Source organism: Diplocloster modestus (assembly GCF_019042245.1).
GTDB lineage: Bacteria > Bacillota > Clostridia > Lachnospirales > Lachnospiraceae > Diplocloster > Diplocloster modestus.
In genome coordinates this window covers 38,147-55,068 of sequence record NZ_JAHQCX010000009.1, presented here as the reverse complement: position 1 = coordinate 55,068, position 16,922 = coordinate 38,147, and the positions used below count along the sequence as shown (strand labels likewise).

The window sequence follows — 16,922 nt, the reverse complement described above, 5'->3', positions numbered from 1 at the left end:
CAATTTTTACCTGATTTGTGTTTCCAAACTCCTATTGACAAACCTTTTTTTTCTGTTAAGATGGTCATTGAGGTGTTAAGTATGTTTTTGATAATGGGTATATCAAACGGGGAGAAAAAACTGGATTTTTCTCAGACTATCATTTGTGAAACCTGCGGACAATACGGACATCTGGAAGTATTTATGACTTTCACATATTTCAGCCTCTTTTTTATTCCGATCCTGAAATGGAAGAAACGCTTCTATGTAAAATCCCTATGCTGCAACCGGATTTATTCGATCCCGGAAGAGCTGGGAAAACAAATTTTACATGGACAGCAGGTAACTCTCCGGCCGGAAGATCTTCACGCGGAAGGCTATGCCTCTTCCTTCCACAATCACTGCCAGGCAGTGCAGTGTTCCAATTGTGGTTATGAAGCCGATACTTCATTTGTATATTGCCCAAAATGCGGAAATAAATTATAAATTATTCCGCATTTTTTTATCCCTATGAGTACTTGTAGCTGCTATTTTTTTAATTTTATAAGCCCATACATACAGGAATCATGGATCACGCCATGTTTGCACACACTGCTTCCCCGGCCACCTCAATCGCCCGGCACAGCTGTGTCTGATCCCCGGCCCTTATACAGCTTTCTACATATTGCCTTGCATCTTCCTGCGTATAGGGATACGGAAAAGCGTCTCTTAAATGATCGGCAATCCCTGGGTTATCCGCGTATTCCGCCACCGCCGTGACATCCTGAATCTTCCATTCTCTCAAAACAAAATCCATTCGCATCTTCTCCATGTTCGAATTAATTATTCTAATTAAAGTGTTTCAATTATACTCTCTGCCCTTCTATCATGCAATACTGTGGTTCCGTTTTTTTCTTTTCCAGTAAATGAATGAATATTATTCATTTGCTTTTCCAATCAACTGTGCTATACTGACCGTGAGCTCAAAAAGGAGGCGATCACGATGCCGCGTATTACAAAAGATCCTTTCGCAGGCAATCGGCGCTAAAAACCAGGAAAAAACACAAAGTCTTATCGCGACCTCTTTTCTCATTTCCATCCTGTTATCCATAAGCATAATTGCCGTTCTGGAAGCCGGGTTGAAACCACTCTTGCTTTTACTGCGCACCCCTGCCGGGACTTTCTCTATGGCCTATGAATATCTGTCCATTTACCTGTTAGGCTATCTGTCTGTCTACCTGTACTGCTATTTCACCGCAGTTCTCAGAAGCTTTGGAAACGCCATGTTCCAAATGATCGCCATGCTCCTGTGCACCGTTTTAAACGCTCTCCTGGATCCGCTTTTTATACATTTCTTCGGTTTCGGAGGCGCCGCTGCCGCTACCTTGCTGTCTCAGACCATCTGCCTTCTGATCATGCTCCTGTATCTGTTTCGTAAAAAATTATTCCATATGCGTCTGACCGCATTCCGCTCTTCTTACATTCGCCCGATCATTCTGAAAGGGATACCCTCTGCATTTCAGCAGAGCATCCCCGCATTCAGCACCAGCTTTCTGACCTCACTGGTCAATGGGTATGGCATTACCGCTCTGGCGGCTTACGGGATCGCTGGGAAGCTGGAAACCCTGCTCTTCTATCCCGCTATGGCCCTCAATATGGTCCTGACCACCATCGTAGGACAGTGTATCGGAGGAAAACGCCGTGACCGGGCCAGGGACTACATCCGCCTCTCCCTGCTCTGCGGCGGCCTGCTGCTCTGTATCCTGACAATATTGATCGTCCTCTTCTCCCCTCAGCTATCCGCCCTGTTTCTTCACAGTCCTTCCGCCGCCCGCATCGTCTCCCAATATTTTAAGATCGTAGCTGTGGGATATGTCCTGAACACTTTCACCAACTGTTTCCTCGGTTCCCTCAACGGAATGGGTTCACCGCTGAAAAGCATGCTCTGCATGATCCTGTATTATATGCTCATCCGCATGCCCCTGGCCTGGCTTCTGTCTGCTGTGGGCCTGGGTCTGAACGGCATCTGGTCCGCAGTCCTGATCAGCCACATCATCGCCGCGGCCGCCGCCGCCCTCATCACAACCCACCATTTCCGCCGCCTGTCCTTCTAGCAAAGGTTCAAATAAACAGCGTCCCGCAGAAACTTTGCGCATCCCGGAAGATTTCTGTCATAGTATTTCGTAAATCTGGAATCTGCCAGATACATATCCACCACTCCCCGATGGGCCTCCAGCGTATAGGAGGTCCAGGGAAAGGATAGCCACTTCCGGTGCAGAAGGGCGATATGAAGACCTGCTTCACTCTTCGGGTCCGCGTTATTCCTGACGGCCTCTTCAAGTGAGCTCAGAATCTGTTCCGCCAGGAGATTCATCTCATTATATTCCTCCTCGGTAAGATTCATCATTTTGCGGTTACTTCCTTCCACGCATTCCTCTCCATAGGATTTTCGGATCTCCTCTCCGTATTTTTCTTCATTTTCTTCGAGAAGGCGTTTTTTCAGTCCTTCGAATTTTTCATGATCTGTCATGGTTCTCTTTCCCTCTTCCCTTTCAATTGTTTTTTCTACATTAGCAATTACAAGCTGCAGCTGCTCCTGCTGCGCTTTCAGCTCTTTCAAATGTGCCTTTAATGTCCCGGCCCGGTTGTGGTTTGGAGCGGTCATAAGTTCCCGGATCGTGGCCAGCGGAAGATCCATCTCCCGGTAAAACAGAATCTCCTGGAGCTTATTTACCTCTTCCTCCTGGTAAATCCGGTAACCGGACGTACTTATTCTGGTGGGCTCAAGCAGACCGATTTCATCATAATAGCGCAGCGTCCTGGTTGTGACCCCGGCCAAACGGGCCAGTTTTTGAATTGTATAGTCCATTTTGTTTTCCTCCTGCTGCTATCATAGGCCTTTACGTGACGTTAAGGTCAAGAACTTTTATCACCGAAAACCAATTATTGCATTTTTCAGATCTGAACATATGATATATTGCAGTACAATTTTTAGAAAGTTTGGTATCTAAATGAGATATAAAATCCACCTTTTGGCATTTACCATTGCGCTGGTCCTCGGCCTGACCTTGGGATTCCCCGATACACTGCTGGCACTTCCGGCCGATTCCACGGTCGTTTATCACGGAATTGACGTCAGCCGGTGGCAGGGAGAAGTTGATTTTGGGCAGGTGGCGCAAAGCGGTGTTTCCATCGTCTATATCCGCTCTTCTTATGGAAATACAGAAGATCAAAATTTCAGGACCTACACTCAAAATGCCGGAGTGAATGGAATGATGACCGGTTTTTATCACTATCTGACAGCCAGAAGTGTCTCGCAGGCCCGCTATCAGGCTGCGTTTTTCGTGCGGACCATAGGCGGGTATACACCGGACTGTCTGCTGGCGATGGATTTTGAAGACCTGAGCGGGCTTTCTCCCCAGGAGATCAATGCCATCAGCCTTGCCTTTCTGCAGACCGTAGAAGAATTAAGCGGGCTTGAGGTGTGTATCTACAGTGACGCCTATCAGGCCTCCCGGATTCTGGAAGCGCCTCTTACGTCCTATCCGCTGTGGGTTGCTGAGTATCAGGTAAATACTCCCTCAGATGAGATCGCATGGGCTTCCTGGAGCGGTTGGCAATATACGGATACCGGACGGGTTCCCGGGATCACAGGTCCTGTAGACCTGGATTATTTTACAGAGGAAATCTTACAGAACTCTGCAAAACCAGTGCCGGACGGCACTCCACTGCCGAATCCCGGCATTTCAAAACTCACTTACCGGGTACAGCCAGGAGATACGTTATGGGAAATAGCGATGCGTTATCATACGACTGTCCCGGCCCTGGCAGATGATAATGGAATCCGGCAGCCCAATCTGATCTATGCCGGCGAGGTACTCACGATCAGCATAGGAGACCGAACCGGGAACTCTCCCGTTTTTTACACCTATATGGTAAAACCCGGGAACACATTATCCGGAATAGCTGAAAAATACCATACAACACTTGGCAGAATCCTGGCCCTGAATCCGATTCGTGATTCAAACCTGATCTATCCCGGCCAGCTGCTCTACCTGCCTTACTATACTCCGATTCACTTCGCAGTATAGTGTAAGCTCACTGACACCATAGCAGCCGAATTATATACAAAAAACAAATACACCATCCGGAGAATTAAGTCTCAGGCCTTTCAGCATAGACTCTCATAACTTCGGATGGTGTAACCGTTATACCCCAGATTCCACCGGTCCACGGCTCAGGAAGCCCCACGAAAGACCGGCTCACTCGTCAAAGTCCACATATACATAAAACCCTCTGTCATTTTCCTGGACTTCATTCACAATGCCATATTCGGATTTGATCCGCTCCCGTTCCTGATAGAATCCGGACATCGCGACCGCCGGCTCAATAATATAGGCATATGCCCCGGTTTTTAATTCGTTGATTTTCACCTTGTCTCCGGCTTTCACCAATCCCGGACGCTCCATTTTAAATTTTTCTGTTCTCATGAATCCAGCCCTCTTTCCCTTACTTTTTCCAGTTTCCTGACAACCCGGCTGCGGTGACCTGTCCAGTATGCCGCTTTCAAACTCCTGCCTGTATTCTCCTGTTCCATTTACTGCATCCGATTTACCACCAGTACCGCCGCCGACAGCACCGACATGAGAAGGTACATCCACCGTTTCCATCGATAGACTCTCACTCCTCCAAAAGATTCAAAAGGATAAAAGGCCAGGATACGGTAAATCAACAGAATAGAACTTATCTGTCCTATATATCTGGCGAAAATATGCTGGCTGAAGAGAGAAATTGAAGATAAAACCAGCACAAATATCCATCCTGCCAGCGCATGGATACCCATATCTTTTCGAAAACTCTCTGTATTTTCATAACGGTCAGGATACCAGTTTCCAACCATGGGATAGACAGCGATGAAATTTACCAGAGCACAAATCAAACCGCCGCCGTTATTAAGCCTGAAATGCCACTCACGCTTCGTGAACATAGTGGTACAACAGCCCGCCAGAATTTCTCCTGCCAGGACGACACTGTATGCAGCCAGAGCGATACCGATATTTTGAATGCGAAGCAGCACAATACAGAATAATAGCAGATTGACCAGCCAGTATGCGGCCATTTGTTTTATATTCCCTCCCTTTCCGGAAGGGCATTCCAGATCTCTCCGGGCTATATAATATTCCATACCGATCCCCATACAAAAAGGTGTTCCAAAATACTGACGCAGCATTTCGGTGAAGCCGAATTGACGTATGATCTCAGGAATACTGACACGTGCAAACCCATTTTTAAGGAGCAGCCTCCAGGAACCTACATTGTCGTCTTTGACCAATGCTGTTAACGCATCACATCCCTGTTCCCACAGATAATCCGCTCCTGCTTTGTAGAGAACGCCTCCGACTCCCTGTCCGTGATAATCGGGGTCCACAAAAGCATAATCAAAATATCCGACTTTTCTTCCGCGGCTTTGAAGGAACTTATATAGAATCGCTCCGACGATTTTATCATCCTTTACTGCAACAACTGCCTGTTTGGGTTTGCCGACCCACAGACTCTCCAGGCCGTCAAAGGCCCTTCTGCCTATTCTGCGTACTTCTGCCGCTTCACCGGCTTCCATCCGGCGTATGGTAATCCCTTTTTCTTTGTATAGGCTTTGCTCATCTCGCTGTTTGAAGTCCGCACTTCGGGCAGCGTCTGAAACGGCGTTGTCCATATTTTTTCTCCTTTAACATCTATTTTGTATTATTATACCTAAGCTGTCTGGGAATAGCAAGTTGGATTACCGCTTACGGGGCGGGACAGATTACCGCTTACGGGCCGGGATGAAGGACTGGGATACGGATGACTTGAGGACCGGGATATTTATGACTTTAAGACGGAATACTTGTATTTGCTTCTTTAACCTTTTATAATAAATTGGACTGTAGGGGAAAGTTTTGTTGTTGATTTGTCTTATTTATAAAAACGCCTGCAGATTAACTGCGATAATAGAGAAAGGCTGCGGCATGTCCGTGCAGGTATACCGCTGAATCTGGAAACGTATATGAGAAAGAGTATTACTTTACTGGTTACGGATCAGCTGGCAGGGCGTACGATCAAAGAAATTCTCCGGCAGCACCTTGGGCTGACCAGCAGGCAGGTAAGCCGCGCAAAATTCCGTCCGGATGGAATCTGTGTTAACGGGAAGCAGGAATTCGTCACCTTCCGGCCCGGAACCAAAGATCTGCTGGAAATCCGGTTGGATGACCTGGCTGACGAGACGGCCGGTTCCGTGAATCTGGCCCCCAGCTTCCGGCCTCTGTGTATTCTCCGGGAAGATGATGATCTGCTGGTTCTGGATAAACCGGCCGGGCTGTCCGTACATCCCTGCGGCAGTCAGCAGAAGGATTCTCTGGCGAACCGGGTCGTTGGTTACTATCAGAAAAAGGGAGATTTTATACGCGCCAGAGTGATAGGCCGGCTGGATCAGGATACATCCGGAATCGTCCTGTTTGCCAAAAATCAGGTGGCTGCCTATCGGCTGACGGAACAGCGCAGGCAAAACCACCTGAATAAACAGTACCTGGCCATAGTTAGAGGTACGCTTGAGAAAAAACAGGGAACAATATGCGCTCCACTTTTGGAAGCGCCCGGTCTGCCGCCCAGAATGATGGTGGATAAGAAAGGAAAATATGCGGAAACACACTATGAGATCCTGAAGGAGTATCCCGGTTACAGCTTGGTCCGCTGCCGGCTGGTGACGGGAAGAATGCATCAGATACGCGTGCATATGGCATTTGCAGGTCATCCTCTTCTGGGCGATCCTCTTTATCACGATGATTGCCATGCAGATGATTTCCATACAGATGATTTCTATACAGATATTTTCCATGCATCGGATAAGGCTCCCCTGATTGCAAGAGCTGCCTTGCACTGTGATCAGTTGACCTTTTCGCATCCGTTTAGCGGACAGACCATATCCTGTACTGCGCCGGTTCCGGAGGATTTTAGGCTGCTGCTGATCTGATCTAGCTTAAGATACAGGAAAGAATTACAGCGCCAATAAATAAGCCCACATCCAGGCCCATAGAAGTGCCCAGAATACTGCCGAATAACAGATAAAGAAGATAAATACCATAACAAAGCCCAAAGCCTTTCCACATTTTAAGACCAATTTTATTTCGCTCTTCCCGGCTCATGTTACAGGCATCCTGATAACTGTACGTGGTTATCCAGTAGATCCGGTCCTTTTTATAGATATACCATGCTGTAAACATGAGGAATCCTGCGTAGGCGCCGAATATAAATCTGACTGCTCCGTTATCGGACAGTAATCCGTGGCTGTTAAGCCAGATAGACAGGGGAATGACTGCAATCAGGCAGACCAGAATCAGAAGTATTAGCCTATAACTCTTTTTCGGGTAATCATTTGCACCGGCCTCTATCTCCCGGTTATCTTCGCCGGTCTCTATCTTCTGGTTATCTTCGCTGGTTTCTATTATCCGGTTATCATCCATCTCGCCCGCGCCTCCTGCTATTTGATAAACAGACCTGCCAGTTTCATATCCTTGTCAAAACTGATGGTGTAGCGCACTTTGCCTTCCGCATATTTGACATTGATGAGCGCTACCGCCAGATCTTCCTTCGTATTCTGTTCTTTCGAACCCACCACTTCACAGTTGGTGATCTCCTCAAATTCCCCTAATTTGTCCAGAATCGGCTGGAGGGTATCCTGGAGTTTCTGTCCCTGCATCGCTATTATCATAGCCGCGTTGTAAGATTCCTCAATAGCCGCATAATCACCGGAATTCAACTGATCCACTACTTCTTTGGCCGCCGTCTCCACCGTATCCTTGTCAAAGTCATCCGACAATTCAGCGGAAGCGCAGCCTGATCCACCTGCCAGAATCAGAACTACGGCCAAAACACCTGCAATTTTTCTGCTTATAGCTTGTTTTTTCATTTCATGTCTCCTTTTCTTTTAACCGATTCCTCAATTTTATCTATCTGACCGAATTCCACGGTTTCCTCCACCGGTATGACCAGGTCGGTCTGAAATTCACACAAATCCGCCCCGGTTTCCTGGTGGAACCGGCAGGTACCTCCGTATTTTTCAACAGTGCGCATGACATTGGACAGGCCGATCCCAGTATGCCCTGCCTTGGTACTGCGGAATCTGCCGTTGCGCTCTTCGGACTGCCCCTCCATGGAATTACGCATTTTCACGATCAGGAAATCTCCGTGCCGGTCGATCTTTAACGATAGGAATCGCTCCCCCGCGATCTCTTTACACGCTTCCAGCGCATTATCCAGCAGGTTCGAAAAGATCGCCGTTACATCCACATCGGTCAGCCCTGCCGGTACCGCATGAATCTGGATTTCTGTTTTTATCCCCAGCGTTTCAGCCTCTTTTAACTTCTCGTTGAGTATCACATTTAACAGCTGATGCCCGGTGTAACAGGTCTGTCCCAGGGAATCCATCATTTTCAGAAGTTCCTGCTGATAACGGACCCCGTTCTCATTTTCATTGGTATACAGGTCATTTAACGCCAGCAGATGATTTTTCATATCATGGATCAGCTTCCGGGAATCCTGATATTTCTGCTCCAGCGATTCATAGTATTCATATTGCAGCTGCGACTGCTGCTGATACAGCGTCAGCTCATGACGCAGCTGCTGTTTTAACCAGACAGCGTCAAACACATAAGTGACATACAGATTCATTCCCAGAATCAGCAGATAACTCAGCACGACCCAGTAAAAATCACCGTACAGATAAATATGGATATCCGCCAGGTAAAGGATCACTACAATCAGCACCGCGCTCAATACCGGTAATACAATAAAATTCATAATACTGAAGGCGGAAAGCTTTCCGATCTGATGTCTGCAAAAGAAAAAGATCAGCACCCTGGAAAATGCCAGGCAGGCAAACTGCTTGATCAGCATCATCATAGAGGTAAACAGCCAGGCGGACTGAAAGGTCACCTGCCACTGTACGCAGATCGTCAGCACCGCCCACGTCACTATGGACTGGCAGCAGATAATACAGATCTGATAAATCACATCCTGCAGAAGCCTCATTCTCTGCCTGGAAAATAGTGTCCACTGGATCAGAAGCATTCCCAGCACTCCAACTACCACATTCCATGGTCCAAAGAAAACGGAAGCCGCCAGCACCGCAGCCGCATAAATCATAAATGCCATGGCGTAATACCTTTTTTTCGCAAAAATCGTACGTTTCATTCGATTCATGAAATCAAAGCTTAAAAAGGCATAAACAACACCATCCATAAAAAATACGCATATATATATAATCTCAAGCATCGGACTTTCCATGTTACGCCTCCTTATATCCGCTTCAGCAAAAATGCGTTCATCCGTTCCCGGAAAGCGGCCGCTTTTTTTTGGGAAAGAGGCAGTACACATCCGTTCATCAGCGTCACTTCCGGTCCTTTGATAGACTTTACATGATATAGATTCACCACAAAGCTCTTATGAGGCATACAAAAATCAAAAGGTCCCATTTTTTCCGCCACGTCCGTTATTCTGCCGGACATCCCGTAGCTGCCCCGTACCGTGTGGATATAGACCTTCCGCTCCATATATTCAAAATACAGGATATCTTCCGCGGCAAATCGGATTCTGCCCTCCGTCGTCTGAAAATCCAGTACGGTTTTCGGCTCTTCCAGGTGCATATATTCGATGGCTTCGTCCAGCTGCCTCCATAGGTCCTCCTCCCGCGCCGGCTTCACTAGATAGGCAAAAGCATGTACCGAAAAAGCCGAGGGCGCAAAATCCTGATAAGCACTCAGGTACAGGATTTTTACCTTTTTATCCCTCTCCCTTAATTTCCCAGCTGTCTGGATTCCGTCCAATCCAGGCATATCCACATCGAGGAAAACAATATCAAAAGACTCCGTATCCGCAAGCAGCTGCCGGCCATTCTCAAACAGGCGTATCCTGCAGGGATAACCCGGATACCGGTTCAGTATCTCTTCCATTTTTATCCGTATCGCAAGCTCGTCATCACATACCGCTACATTCAACATGTTCTTCCCCGCTATCTTATACCCTGCGCTGTCCTAATCGGAGCTCTCACGAGGTTTTCCGTTGTCATCGAATCTTTTCTTCAGCTGCCGCTCGGTCAGCGGGATATTGACAAACAACAGAACCATCTGCAGGCTGACCATCACCAGACTCAGATTCCCCATCTGATCCGGGGCCGCAAGAGATCCGACCGACAGAACCGCCAGTGTAGCTCCTTCCGTCACCAATCCCGCGCGAAACACCAGGTTTCCCCAGTACCGGTTCGCAAAGTCCCAGCTCTCCTGGGACTTCATGGAACGCGAAGTCCGATACCCATAAGCCATATTAACAGTTTTCGGGGGATGTGTCCTGAAAACAGCCCCAAATCCCACCAGCATAGTCGGCAGCAGCAAGCCCGTTATCATATAAAGTACCAGCATAGGCCATATCTTCCTTTCTGCATCTTTTTCTCATTATATAAACTGGCGGAAAGATATGCAAGCCCTCGCACATAAGAGACAGAATATGTATCCTGAAAGACAGACAGAGGGGGCAGGAGAGGGAAGAGGCAAGGGCGGCCTGGAGGCGGAACCGTAAGGGGAGCCAGATCGCTTCGGCCGGGACTTAGAATGGGTTTCGTCCTCTTCTGCGTAACCCATTCTAAGTCCCGGCCCCCATCAATTAAATCTAAAAGAACATTTCACCAAATAGCGGACCTCTCCGCCTGTACAGTCCTCCGTGTTAGCCAGGTCGGATACGACTACACAGGTTCCTTCCGTGTGATAGTCCACTCTGGCCAGGATCATTTTCTCCTGATCTGTCAATGGAAAACGGGCCTTTTCCATATGCTGGTCCCGAAAATCGGTCCGCATACCGGAAAATTCCCGATTTCCGGGAATGCCGTCCTTCCATTCGGTGTGCTTAAGCTGCCTGTGCTCTGTCATTCCTAATTTCCAGTTCACTGCGCGGACCTGATTTAACCTGGCGGAATCATTCCCGAAAGATACCGTTATTTCCCCTTCCGAATTTTCCCCAGTTACGATGGGAACTTGTTTTTCCTCCGTGCGGACCAGTCTGCCCTCTTCCCAGGTCTCCAGATAGATGTGCACCGCTTTGCATTTATCATCCACGCTATAATGATAAGCTGCTGTCGCTCCCAACTGTCCCGGGGCACGGCAGTTTTCCAGCTCACCGGGTGTCAGCTCCGCACGGACGATAGTATTTGTCTGATGGTCCCTGGTATATTCCGGCATTTTTCCGGACACCTCCTGGGTCATCAGCGTGCAGACAAAGAGGCTGCAGATGAAAGCGATCAGGATTGTATTTTTATTATTTTTCATAAGTCTGCCCTCACACCCGGTTCTTGCCTTAAAGTTTCTCGCCTTAAGGTTTCTCGATCTCAAACTCCTGGGTACCCATGAATCCCGGAGCGACCTCATATTTTGCAAATACCACAACCGGGTTGCCTTTTTCGTTGATGTAGAAGCTGGTGTCCGGTCCGATGGTCTCGAATCCGCCTTCTTCTGCCGTAAAATACGTATAATCCGGGTTCTGTTCGGTGCGTTCCTTCATCTGCCGTAGAATGCTTTCATTGGCAGTCTGCACATAATTATCTCCCAGTACCGCGTCCAGAGTAATATCCTTACCTGTATTCAGATCCATATTAAAATAGTAATCCTGATTATAGGCGCTGACCCAGTTTTCACTGGTCATAATCACAAAGGACAGGATATTGTCCTTCTGCAGCTTTACATCGTATGTCACGGAGGACTTGATATCATGTTCTCCAAATTCCTCTTCCGTCCCGCCTGTGGCGATAAATGCTTCCTTATATTCCTGTACCCGCTGCTTAGATTCCTCCACAAACTGATCCACCTTTTCCTGGATCATCTGGTTCACCTTCAGGGTATAGTCCTTCACCTGGCCGCCGGCCGCGCTTTCCTGCGGAACTACCTCCGGTATCTCCACCTTCAGTTCCTGGTCCGCGGTCTTCTCTTCATAAGACCGGAAGGTAAGCACTCTGGCCACGGAACCTACTACCGGGATTCCGGATGCGGCCATGGCGAAGCTCTGGTTTGTATTTAACAGAATGGTAAATACAGCCAGGCAGGCGGCCATGGCTCCTGCTATTTTCATTATACCGTGCCTGGACCGGGCCTTACGCCTTCTTTTTGATTTTGCGATCTCCAGATTGATGCGGTCACTCATTTCTGGCGGCGGTGTCTGCGCTTCGTAGATTGGCATGGTATTTTCGATATTTCTCATAAGAAATCCCCCTCGATTTGAATTTTAAGTATTTTGAGTGCCTGATATAACCTTGTTTTTACTGTACTAAGATTTGTTTCCGTAATATCCGCGATCTCCTTTAACGTCATGTCTTCATAAAATCGAAGCAGAATCACTGTTTTCAGCTTTTCCGGAAGCAGCATCACTTCCTGATACAACTGATAGTCCTCCTCGGAAAAGATACCATCCGTGGTCGGTACATCCCATGTGTCCTCTTCGTCTGTGAGCACTTCTTTTTTTCTGTCCCTTAACACCATCTGGCATTCATTTACCAGTATCCGGTAGAACCAGGTCTTCAGAAATTCAGGCTGGCGAATCGTCCTGTATTTTTCCAAAGCCTTGCAGACAGCGTTCTGTACGGCATCCATAGCATCCTCCGGATTTTTCAGATAACTGACTGCGATCCGGTAGAAATCTGTCTGATGTCCCTGGATATATGAGATCAACTGTTCATACACTTCTGTTTTCTTACCCCTCATATCGATTGGTTTCCTCCTTTGCTGCGGACTTTCAGATGCGGATCAGCCGGTATTCCTTATTAAAGAAGGCACCTTCTGTAATTGGAAATTCCCAGTCCGTATCGGACTCTGCCTTTTTTTTATTTCCGTTATTCTTATTGATCAGTTCGCATTCTTCTTTTAGAATTCCCATAAACCAGCTTCCTATCTGATCTTGATTTTTTAATTTTTTAAATTTATCAAAGCTTTTGGAAACCGCGCGGTTCACGGCCTCCTCCACATCCCTCGGATCAAGCAGAAAGTCCGCAGCAGCCTTAAGGAAATCACTTCTATGGATTTGAACATAGTTTACGAGTGCTTCATACATATGCATTTTTCTTCGTCTCATTCGGTCTGCCTCCTTATTTTACTTTCTACTAATTAGATGCTAAAAAGAGAGAAAAAGTTTCAACAAAATAAACTTTTTCTCTCTTTTTTTAATCTTTGATCGTTTTAGAGGTATTTTATCCAAAAAATCACAAGGTTAACCGGAATTAATGATTATTAATAGCGGTTACCAGTGCGTTGATCGATGCCTTAATAATATCTGGGTCCACGCCGGCGCCCCAGGAAATGTTTCCATTGGGCCACTGAACTCCCACATAGGCGATCGCCTTGGAACTGGAACTCTTCTCTAGTGCATGCTCCTGATAGGTAACAAGCTCGTAATTTAATCCATATTGTTTCTTTAACGCATTGCTGACCGCGTCCAGACGGCCGTTTCCGGAAGCCTGGGACTCATGCTCGATCCAGTTGTAGGTGGAAGTAACAAACGCCGTAATTCCGTTCTTCTGGATAAAGTGGCTTTCTTCCACATTGTAGGGCTGTGTGATATCTTCGTATTTCTCCTTGAACAGATCGAAGATCTCCCTGGGCTGCAGTTCTTTGTGGGTATGGTCGGAAACACCTTTGACCATGTAGCTGACCGCCTCTCTCATCTTCGGCGGCAGGTTCAGTCCGTAATTGTTCTCCAGGATGTATCCGACACCGCCCTTGCCGGACTGGCTGTTGATACGGATCACATCGCCGTCGTAACTGCGTCCCACGTCCTTGGGATCGATGGGCAGATAAGGAACGGTCCAGTATCCGCACTCCTTTTCCTCCCGGAACTTCATGCCCTTGGCTATCGCATCCTGATGCGAACCGGAGAATGCGGCGAATACCAGAGCACCGCTGTAAGGATTACGCACATCCACGTGCATATCCGTAAGCTTCTCATAAGCCTCGCAGATCTCAGGCATATTGGAAAAATCCAGTCCGGGATCCACTCCCTGGGAAAACATATTTAACGCAAGAGTCACGATATCCACATTTCCGGTGCGCTCGCCGTTTCCAAATAAGGTTCCCTCGATCCGGTCGGCTCCTGCCAGGATTCCCATCTCGGAATCCGCCACGCCGCAGCCTCTGTCATTATGAGGATGCAGAGAAACGACTACATTTTCCCGGTACTTCATATTCTTACACATATATTCAATCTGGCTGGCGTACACATGAGGCATCGCATGTTCCACAGTCACAGGAAGATTAATGATCGCCTTGTTATCCGCTGTAGGTTTCCACACATCCAATACCGCGTTACAGATATCCAGAGCAAACTCCATCTCCGTTCCGGAAAAACTCTCCGGGCTATATTCAAAAGCGAAGTTTCCGTCCGTCTCATTGGCCAGATCCTGAAGCAGCTTCGCACCGTCCACCGCGATCTTGATGATCTCCTCTTTTGACTTCTTAAATACCTGTTCCCGCTGTGCAACCGATGTAGAATTATATACATGGACCACCGCTCTGGGGCACCCCTCCAGGGCTTCGAAGGTCTTGCGGATAATATGCTCCCGGGCCTGAGTCAGTACCTGAACCGTCACATCCTCCGGGATCAGGTCACGCTCGATCAGGGTACGAAGGAACTGATATTCCGTCTCAGAAGCAGCCGGAAATCCCACTTCGATCTCCTTAAATCCGATTTTTACCAGCAGCTGGAAGAATTCCACCTTCTGCTCCAGACTCATAGGCACGATCAACGCCTGGTTTCCATCCCGCAGGTCCACGCTGCACCAGACCGGAGCCTTATCAATATGATCTTTCTTCGCCCAATCCATACACTCTACCGGCGGCATAAAATATTGCCTCGTATACTTTTCAAAATTCTTCATGCTTCTCTCTCCTTTTCTTATTTTCGTTTTCATTACGCTCACTGATCCTGCGCGTCTGTCATTCACAATTAAAAAAGCCTTCCGTTCCTAACAGGCCAGCTGCCTGTCAGAGACGAAAGACTATGTCTTACGCGGTACCACTCTGTTTGTGAAGAAACTCTTCACCGCTCCATAGAATACGGGTGTTTTCCACCTTATATTCCTCCCTGTATAACGGTCGGGATTCCGTCTGCATCTACTTTCCCTCTCAGGATTTCGGGCAGCCGCTCCGGGGACAGTTCCCATCATTCCCTCTGTTGTTTCGCACCGGCCAACAACTCTCTGGACTCAGAAATGAAAGTAATACTCCTCATCAACGCATTTCAGTTATGTAACTTGCATTAAGGTTACCACTCTTAAGATGAATTGTCAACTAATTTTTCCCGATTCGGTCATTTTGGAGTTGCGGCCCTCTGAAAGATCAATACCGATTATGTACCACCTCGCAGGCGCAGAGGATATCTTTGACCTCCAGGGCAGAGCCGTCGTCCAGGACTGCTCTCCCGGAGAGATGGCCGAATACCTGGTGCTGGTCGGTTTCGATGACTAGAGCGGATACTTTCGCGGCCCGGTCCAGAATGGGTTTGAAATCCATCTCGAAGCGGCTGTCGCTGGAGGTAAACGTCCAGGGCTTTAAGTAGCTGTCTCCGGGAACGTGGAATTCTATGTCATCCAGTTTGTGTGAGGTTCCATTGTAATAAAAGATGTTTTCGCTGGCGGCGCTGGTATCCCCAAAGCCGTAACCGATGTTGAAGCCGAAGGGAAGGTTGTTCACCAGACCGTTTCCGGTTCCCCAGTACCAGAGGTTATCATAGGTCCACACACCTCTGCCCCAGTCCAGAGTAGCAAAATCAGTTTTTGGATTGAAGAGGTATTCCTGACCGTCATAGATGGCCTTTCCGGAGGCCGGCATGCAGTTTATCTTTTGATTGTAGTAGAAGGCGGTCTTTTTTTCTTTCCAGGGGGTTGCGATTACCATGGTGTCCATGTCCGGCTGTTCCAGCGCTATGTCACAGGCAAAAGGCTTTCCATCCAGAAAGTTCTGGAATTCACACTGTATTCTTCTGCGTCCGGGCTTCACGGTATATTTTAAGTGCAGGCGTTTGTCATGGTATTGCGTCGTGCCCTCTTCGGAGGTGGCGGGAAGCTTGAGCCGCCCCATGGGACAGACGTTGAGGATCGTCTGCGTATGCTCCCAGGATTTCGTAAAATCCAGAAGGGATACGGACTGGAGCCCGATGTAGCCGTCATCAGAGATGGTGAAGGCTACGGCGTAATCTTTAGCTGTAATCAAATAGTAATCCCATTCTTTGATCCTGAATTTGGGCGCTTTGATCCGGGTCCGGTCATAAATCTGAAGCAATTGACGGGACCAACCGGGTTCCCGCAGGGATCCGTCTTCTTTTAAAAGCGGCTGTTTTGTTGTAACCTCGTGATTTCTCATGGACTTCCCTCCTGACTCATAGATCATGTTTCATAGTAGGTTTTGCTGTTATTACTATTATAAGATTTCTACTGTGGATATGCAATGTATTGAAAAATCAATTTTTTTAGTTGGAAAACCCTTTATTTTATGGGGGTTGAAGGGCCTTTCCAGATATTGGCCCGGATTTTTGTTATTTTTCAGTTAAATTCTTGTTGCAATTTTGTAAAAAAATGTTACAATATTAGGCATGGAGGCATAGCTCAGCTGGGAGAGCGTTCGCTTGACGTGCGAGAGGTCATGGGTTCGAGCCCCGTTGTCTCCATACTTTTGTGAGGATCTGGGGGCGTGGCTCAGTTGGGAGAGCGACGCGTTCGCAACGCGTAGGTCGAGGGTTCGAATCCCTTCGTCTCCACTCAACAGGCAAACCTGCATAGATGTGTATTAAAGTAGGTTTGCTTTTTTAATTTCATAGGAAAGCGCTCCGCGGGATCGGACTGCGGCGGAAAGGAAGATGCCGCTTACGCGGCCCGCCGCAGGCGGAGAGTTTCGCAAGCGAAACTC

General features: G+C 47.8%; 19 protein-coding genes, 2 tRNA genes and 1 other annotated feature. Of the genes, 6 read left to right on the top strand and 15 right to left on the bottom strand.

The annotated features are described in order from the left end of the window. Positions 1-81: 81 nt before the first annotated feature. A complete protein-coding gene (locus KTH90_RS13860; RefSeq protein ID WP_238726945.1) occupies positions 82-465 on the top strand; it encodes a zinc ribbon domain-containing protein in 384 nt (127 codons plus the stop codon). Positions 466-550: 85 nt separating this feature from the next. Here KTH90_RS13860 and KTH90_RS13855 read toward each other — a convergent pair whose 3' ends face one another. After that, complete coding sequence (locus KTH90_RS13855; RefSeq protein ID WP_158353781.1) at positions 551-775, bottom strand: hypothetical protein; 225 nt, start codon at positions 773-775, stop codon at positions 551-553. A gap of 109 nt (positions 776-884) precedes the next feature. On the opposite strand from KTH90_RS13855, the gene KTH90_RS13850 reads away from it, so the two are divergent. Next, the gene (locus KTH90_RS13850; RefSeq protein ID WP_158353779.1) at positions 885-2,072 is read left to right on the top strand and encodes an MATE family efflux transporter; all 1,188 of its coding nucleotides are present in this window, start codon (positions 885-887) and stop codon (positions 2,070-2,072) included. Here KTH90_RS13850 and KTH90_RS13845 read toward each other — a convergent pair. After that, the gene (locus KTH90_RS13845; RefSeq protein WP_238726944.1) at positions 2,069-2,827 is read right to left on the bottom strand and encodes a MerR family transcriptional regulator; all 759 of its coding nucleotides are present in this window, start codon (positions 2,825-2,827) and stop codon (positions 2,069-2,071) included. The two genes, KTH90_RS13850 and KTH90_RS13845, sit on opposite strands and share 4 nt — an antisense overlap. Positions 2,828-2,969: 142 nt before the next feature. Between KTH90_RS13845 and KTH90_RS13840 the strand changes: the two genes are divergently transcribed. Continuing rightward, positions 2,970-4,049 (top strand): GH25 family lysozyme, encoded by a 1,080-nt coding sequence (locus KTH90_RS13840; RefSeq protein ID WP_158353776.1) that lies wholly within the window; start codon positions 2,970-2,972, stop codon positions 4,047-4,049. A gap of 171 nt (positions 4,050-4,220) precedes the next feature. On the opposite strand, the gene KTH90_RS13835 is transcribed toward KTH90_RS13840, so the two are convergent. Continuing rightward, positions 4,221-4,448 (bottom strand): biotin-dependent carboxyltransferase family protein, encoded by a 228-nt coding sequence (locus tag KTH90_RS13835; RefSeq protein ID WP_158353774.1) that lies wholly within the window; start codon positions 4,446-4,448, stop codon positions 4,221-4,223. 107 nt (positions 4,449-4,555) lie between these two features. Next, complete coding sequence (locus KTH90_RS13830; RefSeq protein WP_158353772.1) at positions 4,556-5,671, bottom strand: GNAT family N-acetyltransferase; 1,116 nt, start codon at positions 5,669-5,671, stop codon at positions 4,556-4,558. 330 nt (positions 5,672-6,001) lie between these two features. Here KTH90_RS13830 and KTH90_RS13825 point away from each other — a divergent pair, with 330 nt between their 5' ends. Further along, the gene (locus tag KTH90_RS13825; RefSeq protein WP_158353770.1) at positions 6,002-6,964 is read left to right on the top strand and encodes an RluA family pseudouridine synthase; all 963 of its coding nucleotides are present in this window, start codon (positions 6,002-6,004) and stop codon (positions 6,962-6,964) included. 1 nt (position 6,965) lies between these two features. Here the strand turns inward: KTH90_RS13825 and KTH90_RS13820 are convergent, their stop codons facing one another. The 11 genes from KTH90_RS13820 to KTH90_RS13770 all read right to left on the bottom strand — a co-directional run bounded on the left by KTH90_RS13820 (position 6,966) and on the right by KTH90_RS13770 (position 16,379). After that, positions 6,966-7,454 carry a hypothetical protein gene (locus KTH90_RS13820; protein WP_158353768.1) on the bottom strand — a complete coding sequence of 163 codons (489 nt, stop codon included), beginning with the start codon at positions 7,452-7,454 and terminating at the stop codon, positions 6,966-6,968. 17 nt (positions 7,455-7,471) lie between these two features. Next, the gene (locus KTH90_RS13815; protein ID WP_158353766.1) at positions 7,472-7,900 is read right to left on the bottom strand and encodes a DUF3887 domain-containing protein; all 429 of its coding nucleotides are present in this window, start codon (positions 7,898-7,900) and stop codon (positions 7,472-7,474) included. Next, the gene (locus KTH90_RS13810; protein ID WP_238726943.1) at positions 7,897-9,276 is read right to left on the bottom strand and encodes a sensor histidine kinase; all 1,380 of its coding nucleotides are present in this window, start codon (positions 9,274-9,276) and stop codon (positions 7,897-7,899) included. The genes KTH90_RS13815 and KTH90_RS13810 overlap by 4 nt, the downstream gene beginning before the upstream one ends. An 11-nt stretch (positions 9,277-9,287) precedes the next feature. Then, entirely contained in the window at positions 9,288-9,989 is a 702-nt protein-coding gene (locus KTH90_RS13805) for a LytR/AlgR family response regulator transcription factor (protein ID WP_158353763.1), read from the bottom strand. 33 nt (positions 9,990-10,022) lie between these two features. After that, positions 10,023-10,406 carry an SdpI family protein gene (locus KTH90_RS13800; protein ID WP_238726942.1) on the bottom strand — a complete coding sequence of 128 codons (384 nt, stop codon included), beginning with the start codon at positions 10,404-10,406 and terminating at the stop codon, positions 10,023-10,025. Between the two features lie 237 nt (positions 10,407-10,643). After that, on the bottom strand, positions 10,644-11,306 hold the full coding sequence (locus tag KTH90_RS13795; RefSeq protein ID WP_158353759.1) for a hypothetical protein: 663 nt from the start codon (positions 11,304-11,306) through the stop codon (positions 10,644-10,646). A 43-nt stretch (positions 11,307-11,349) separates the two neighbouring features. Beyond that, the gene (locus KTH90_RS13790) at positions 11,350-12,231 is read right to left on the bottom strand and encodes a DUF3298 and DUF4163 domain-containing protein (protein ID WP_238726941.1); all 882 of its coding nucleotides are present in this window, start codon (positions 12,229-12,231) and stop codon (positions 11,350-11,352) included. Next, on the bottom strand, positions 12,228-12,731 hold the full coding sequence (locus KTH90_RS13785) for an RNA polymerase sigma factor (RefSeq protein WP_158353756.1): 504 nt from the start codon (positions 12,729-12,731) through the stop codon (positions 12,228-12,230). The genes KTH90_RS13790 and KTH90_RS13785 overlap by 4 nt, the downstream gene beginning before the upstream one ends. Before the next feature lie 31 nt (positions 12,732-12,762). Then, a complete protein-coding gene (locus tag KTH90_RS13780) occupies positions 12,763-13,098 on the bottom strand; it encodes a hypothetical protein (RefSeq protein ID WP_158353755.1) in 336 nt (111 codons plus the stop codon). Positions 13,099-13,243: 145 nt separating this feature from the next. Continuing rightward, a complete protein-coding gene (locus KTH90_RS13775; protein WP_238726940.1) occupies positions 13,244-14,896 on the bottom strand; it encodes a 2-isopropylmalate synthase in 1,653 nt (550 codons plus the stop codon). Between the two features lie 105 nt (positions 14,897-15,001). Next, positions 15,002-15,261 (bottom strand) — a binding site (T-box leader). 95 nt (positions 15,262-15,356) lie between these two features. Then, complete coding sequence (locus KTH90_RS13770) at positions 15,357-16,379, bottom strand: DUF2804 domain-containing protein (RefSeq protein WP_238726939.1); 1,023 nt, start codon at positions 16,377-16,379, stop codon at positions 15,357-15,359. Positions 16,380-16,610: 231 nt separating this feature from the next. Here KTH90_RS13770 and KTH90_RS13765 point away from each other — a divergent pair. Together KTH90_RS13765 and KTH90_RS13760 are read left to right on the top strand one after the other, a co-directional pair. Further along, positions 16,611-16,683, top strand: a tRNA-Val gene (locus KTH90_RS13765). A 17-nt stretch (positions 16,684-16,700) separates the two neighbouring features. Further along, positions 16,701-16,773 (top strand) — tRNA-Ala (locus tag KTH90_RS13760). The last annotated feature ends 149 nt before the right edge of the window (positions 16,774-16,922 follow it).

What these genes read in the sequence shown, in the direction of transcription:
- KTH90_RS13835 (WP_158353774.1), bottom strand. Translation starts at nt 4,448, where the DNA reads ATGAGAACAGAAAAATTTAAAATGGAGCGTCCGGGATTGGTGAAAGCC.
- KTH90_RS13855 (WP_158353781.1), bottom strand. Translation starts at nt 775, where the DNA reads ATGGATTTTGTTTTGAGAGAATGGAAGATTCAGGATGTCACGGCGGTG.
- KTH90_RS13840 (WP_158353776.1), top strand. Translation starts at nt 2,970, where the DNA reads ATGAGATATAAAATCCACCTTTTGGCATTTACCATTGCGCTGGTCCTC.
- KTH90_RS13815 (WP_158353766.1), bottom strand. Translation starts at nt 7,900, where the DNA reads ATGAAAAAACAAGCTATAAGCAGAAAAATTGCAGGTGTTTTGGCCGTA.
- KTH90_RS13785 (WP_158353756.1), bottom strand. Translation starts at nt 12,731, where the DNA reads ATGAGGGGTAAGAAAACAGAAGTGTATGAACAGTTGATCTCATATATC.
- KTH90_RS13800 (WP_238726942.1), bottom strand. Translation starts at nt 10,406, where the DNA reads ATGCTGGTACTTTATATGATAACGGGCTTGCTGCTGCCGACTATGCTG.
- KTH90_RS13790 (WP_238726941.1), bottom strand. Translation starts at nt 12,231, where the DNA reads ATGAGAAATATCGAAAATACCATGCCAATCTACGAAGCGCAGACACCG.
- KTH90_RS13795 (WP_158353759.1), bottom strand. Translation starts at nt 11,306, where the DNA reads ATGAAAAATAATAAAAATACAATCCTGATCGCTTTCATCTGCAGCCTC.
- KTH90_RS13770 (WP_238726939.1), bottom strand. Translation starts at nt 16,379, where the DNA reads ATGAGAAATCACGAGGTTACAACAAAACAGCCGCTTTTAAAAGAAGAC.
- KTH90_RS13845 (WP_238726944.1), bottom strand. Translation starts at nt 2,827, where the DNA reads ATGGACTATACAATTCAAAAACTGGCCCGTTTGGCCGGGGTCACAACC.
- KTH90_RS13825 (WP_158353770.1), top strand. Translation starts at nt 6,002, where the DNA reads ATGAGAAAGAGTATTACTTTACTGGTTACGGATCAGCTGGCAGGGCGT.
- KTH90_RS13860 (WP_238726945.1), top strand. Translation starts at nt 82, where the DNA reads ATGTTTTTGATAATGGGTATATCAAACGGGGAGAAAAAACTGGATTTT.
- KTH90_RS13805 (WP_158353763.1), bottom strand. Translation starts at nt 9,989, where the DNA reads ATGTTGAATGTAGCGGTATGTGATGACGAGCTTGCGATACGGATAAAA.
- KTH90_RS13810 (WP_238726943.1), bottom strand. Translation starts at nt 9,276, where the DNA reads ATGGAAAGTCCGATGCTTGAGATTATATATATATGCGTATTTTTTATG.
- KTH90_RS13830 (WP_158353772.1), bottom strand. Translation starts at nt 5,671, where the DNA reads ATGGACAACGCCGTTTCAGACGCTGCCCGAAGTGCGGACTTCAAACAG.
- KTH90_RS13850 (WP_158353779.1), top strand. Translation starts at nt 885, where the DNA reads ATGAATGAATATTATTCATTTGCTTTTCCAATCAACTGTGCTATACTG.
- KTH90_RS13780 (WP_158353755.1), bottom strand. Translation starts at nt 13,098, where the DNA reads ATGAGACGAAGAAAAATGCATATGTATGAAGCACTCGTAAACTATGTT.
- KTH90_RS13820 (WP_158353768.1), bottom strand. Translation starts at nt 7,454, where the DNA reads ATGGATGATAACCGGATAATAGAAACCAGCGAAGATAACCAGAAGATA.
- KTH90_RS13775 (WP_238726940.1), bottom strand. Translation starts at nt 14,896, where the DNA reads ATGAAGAATTTTGAAAAGTATACGAGGCAATATTTTATGCCGCCGGTA.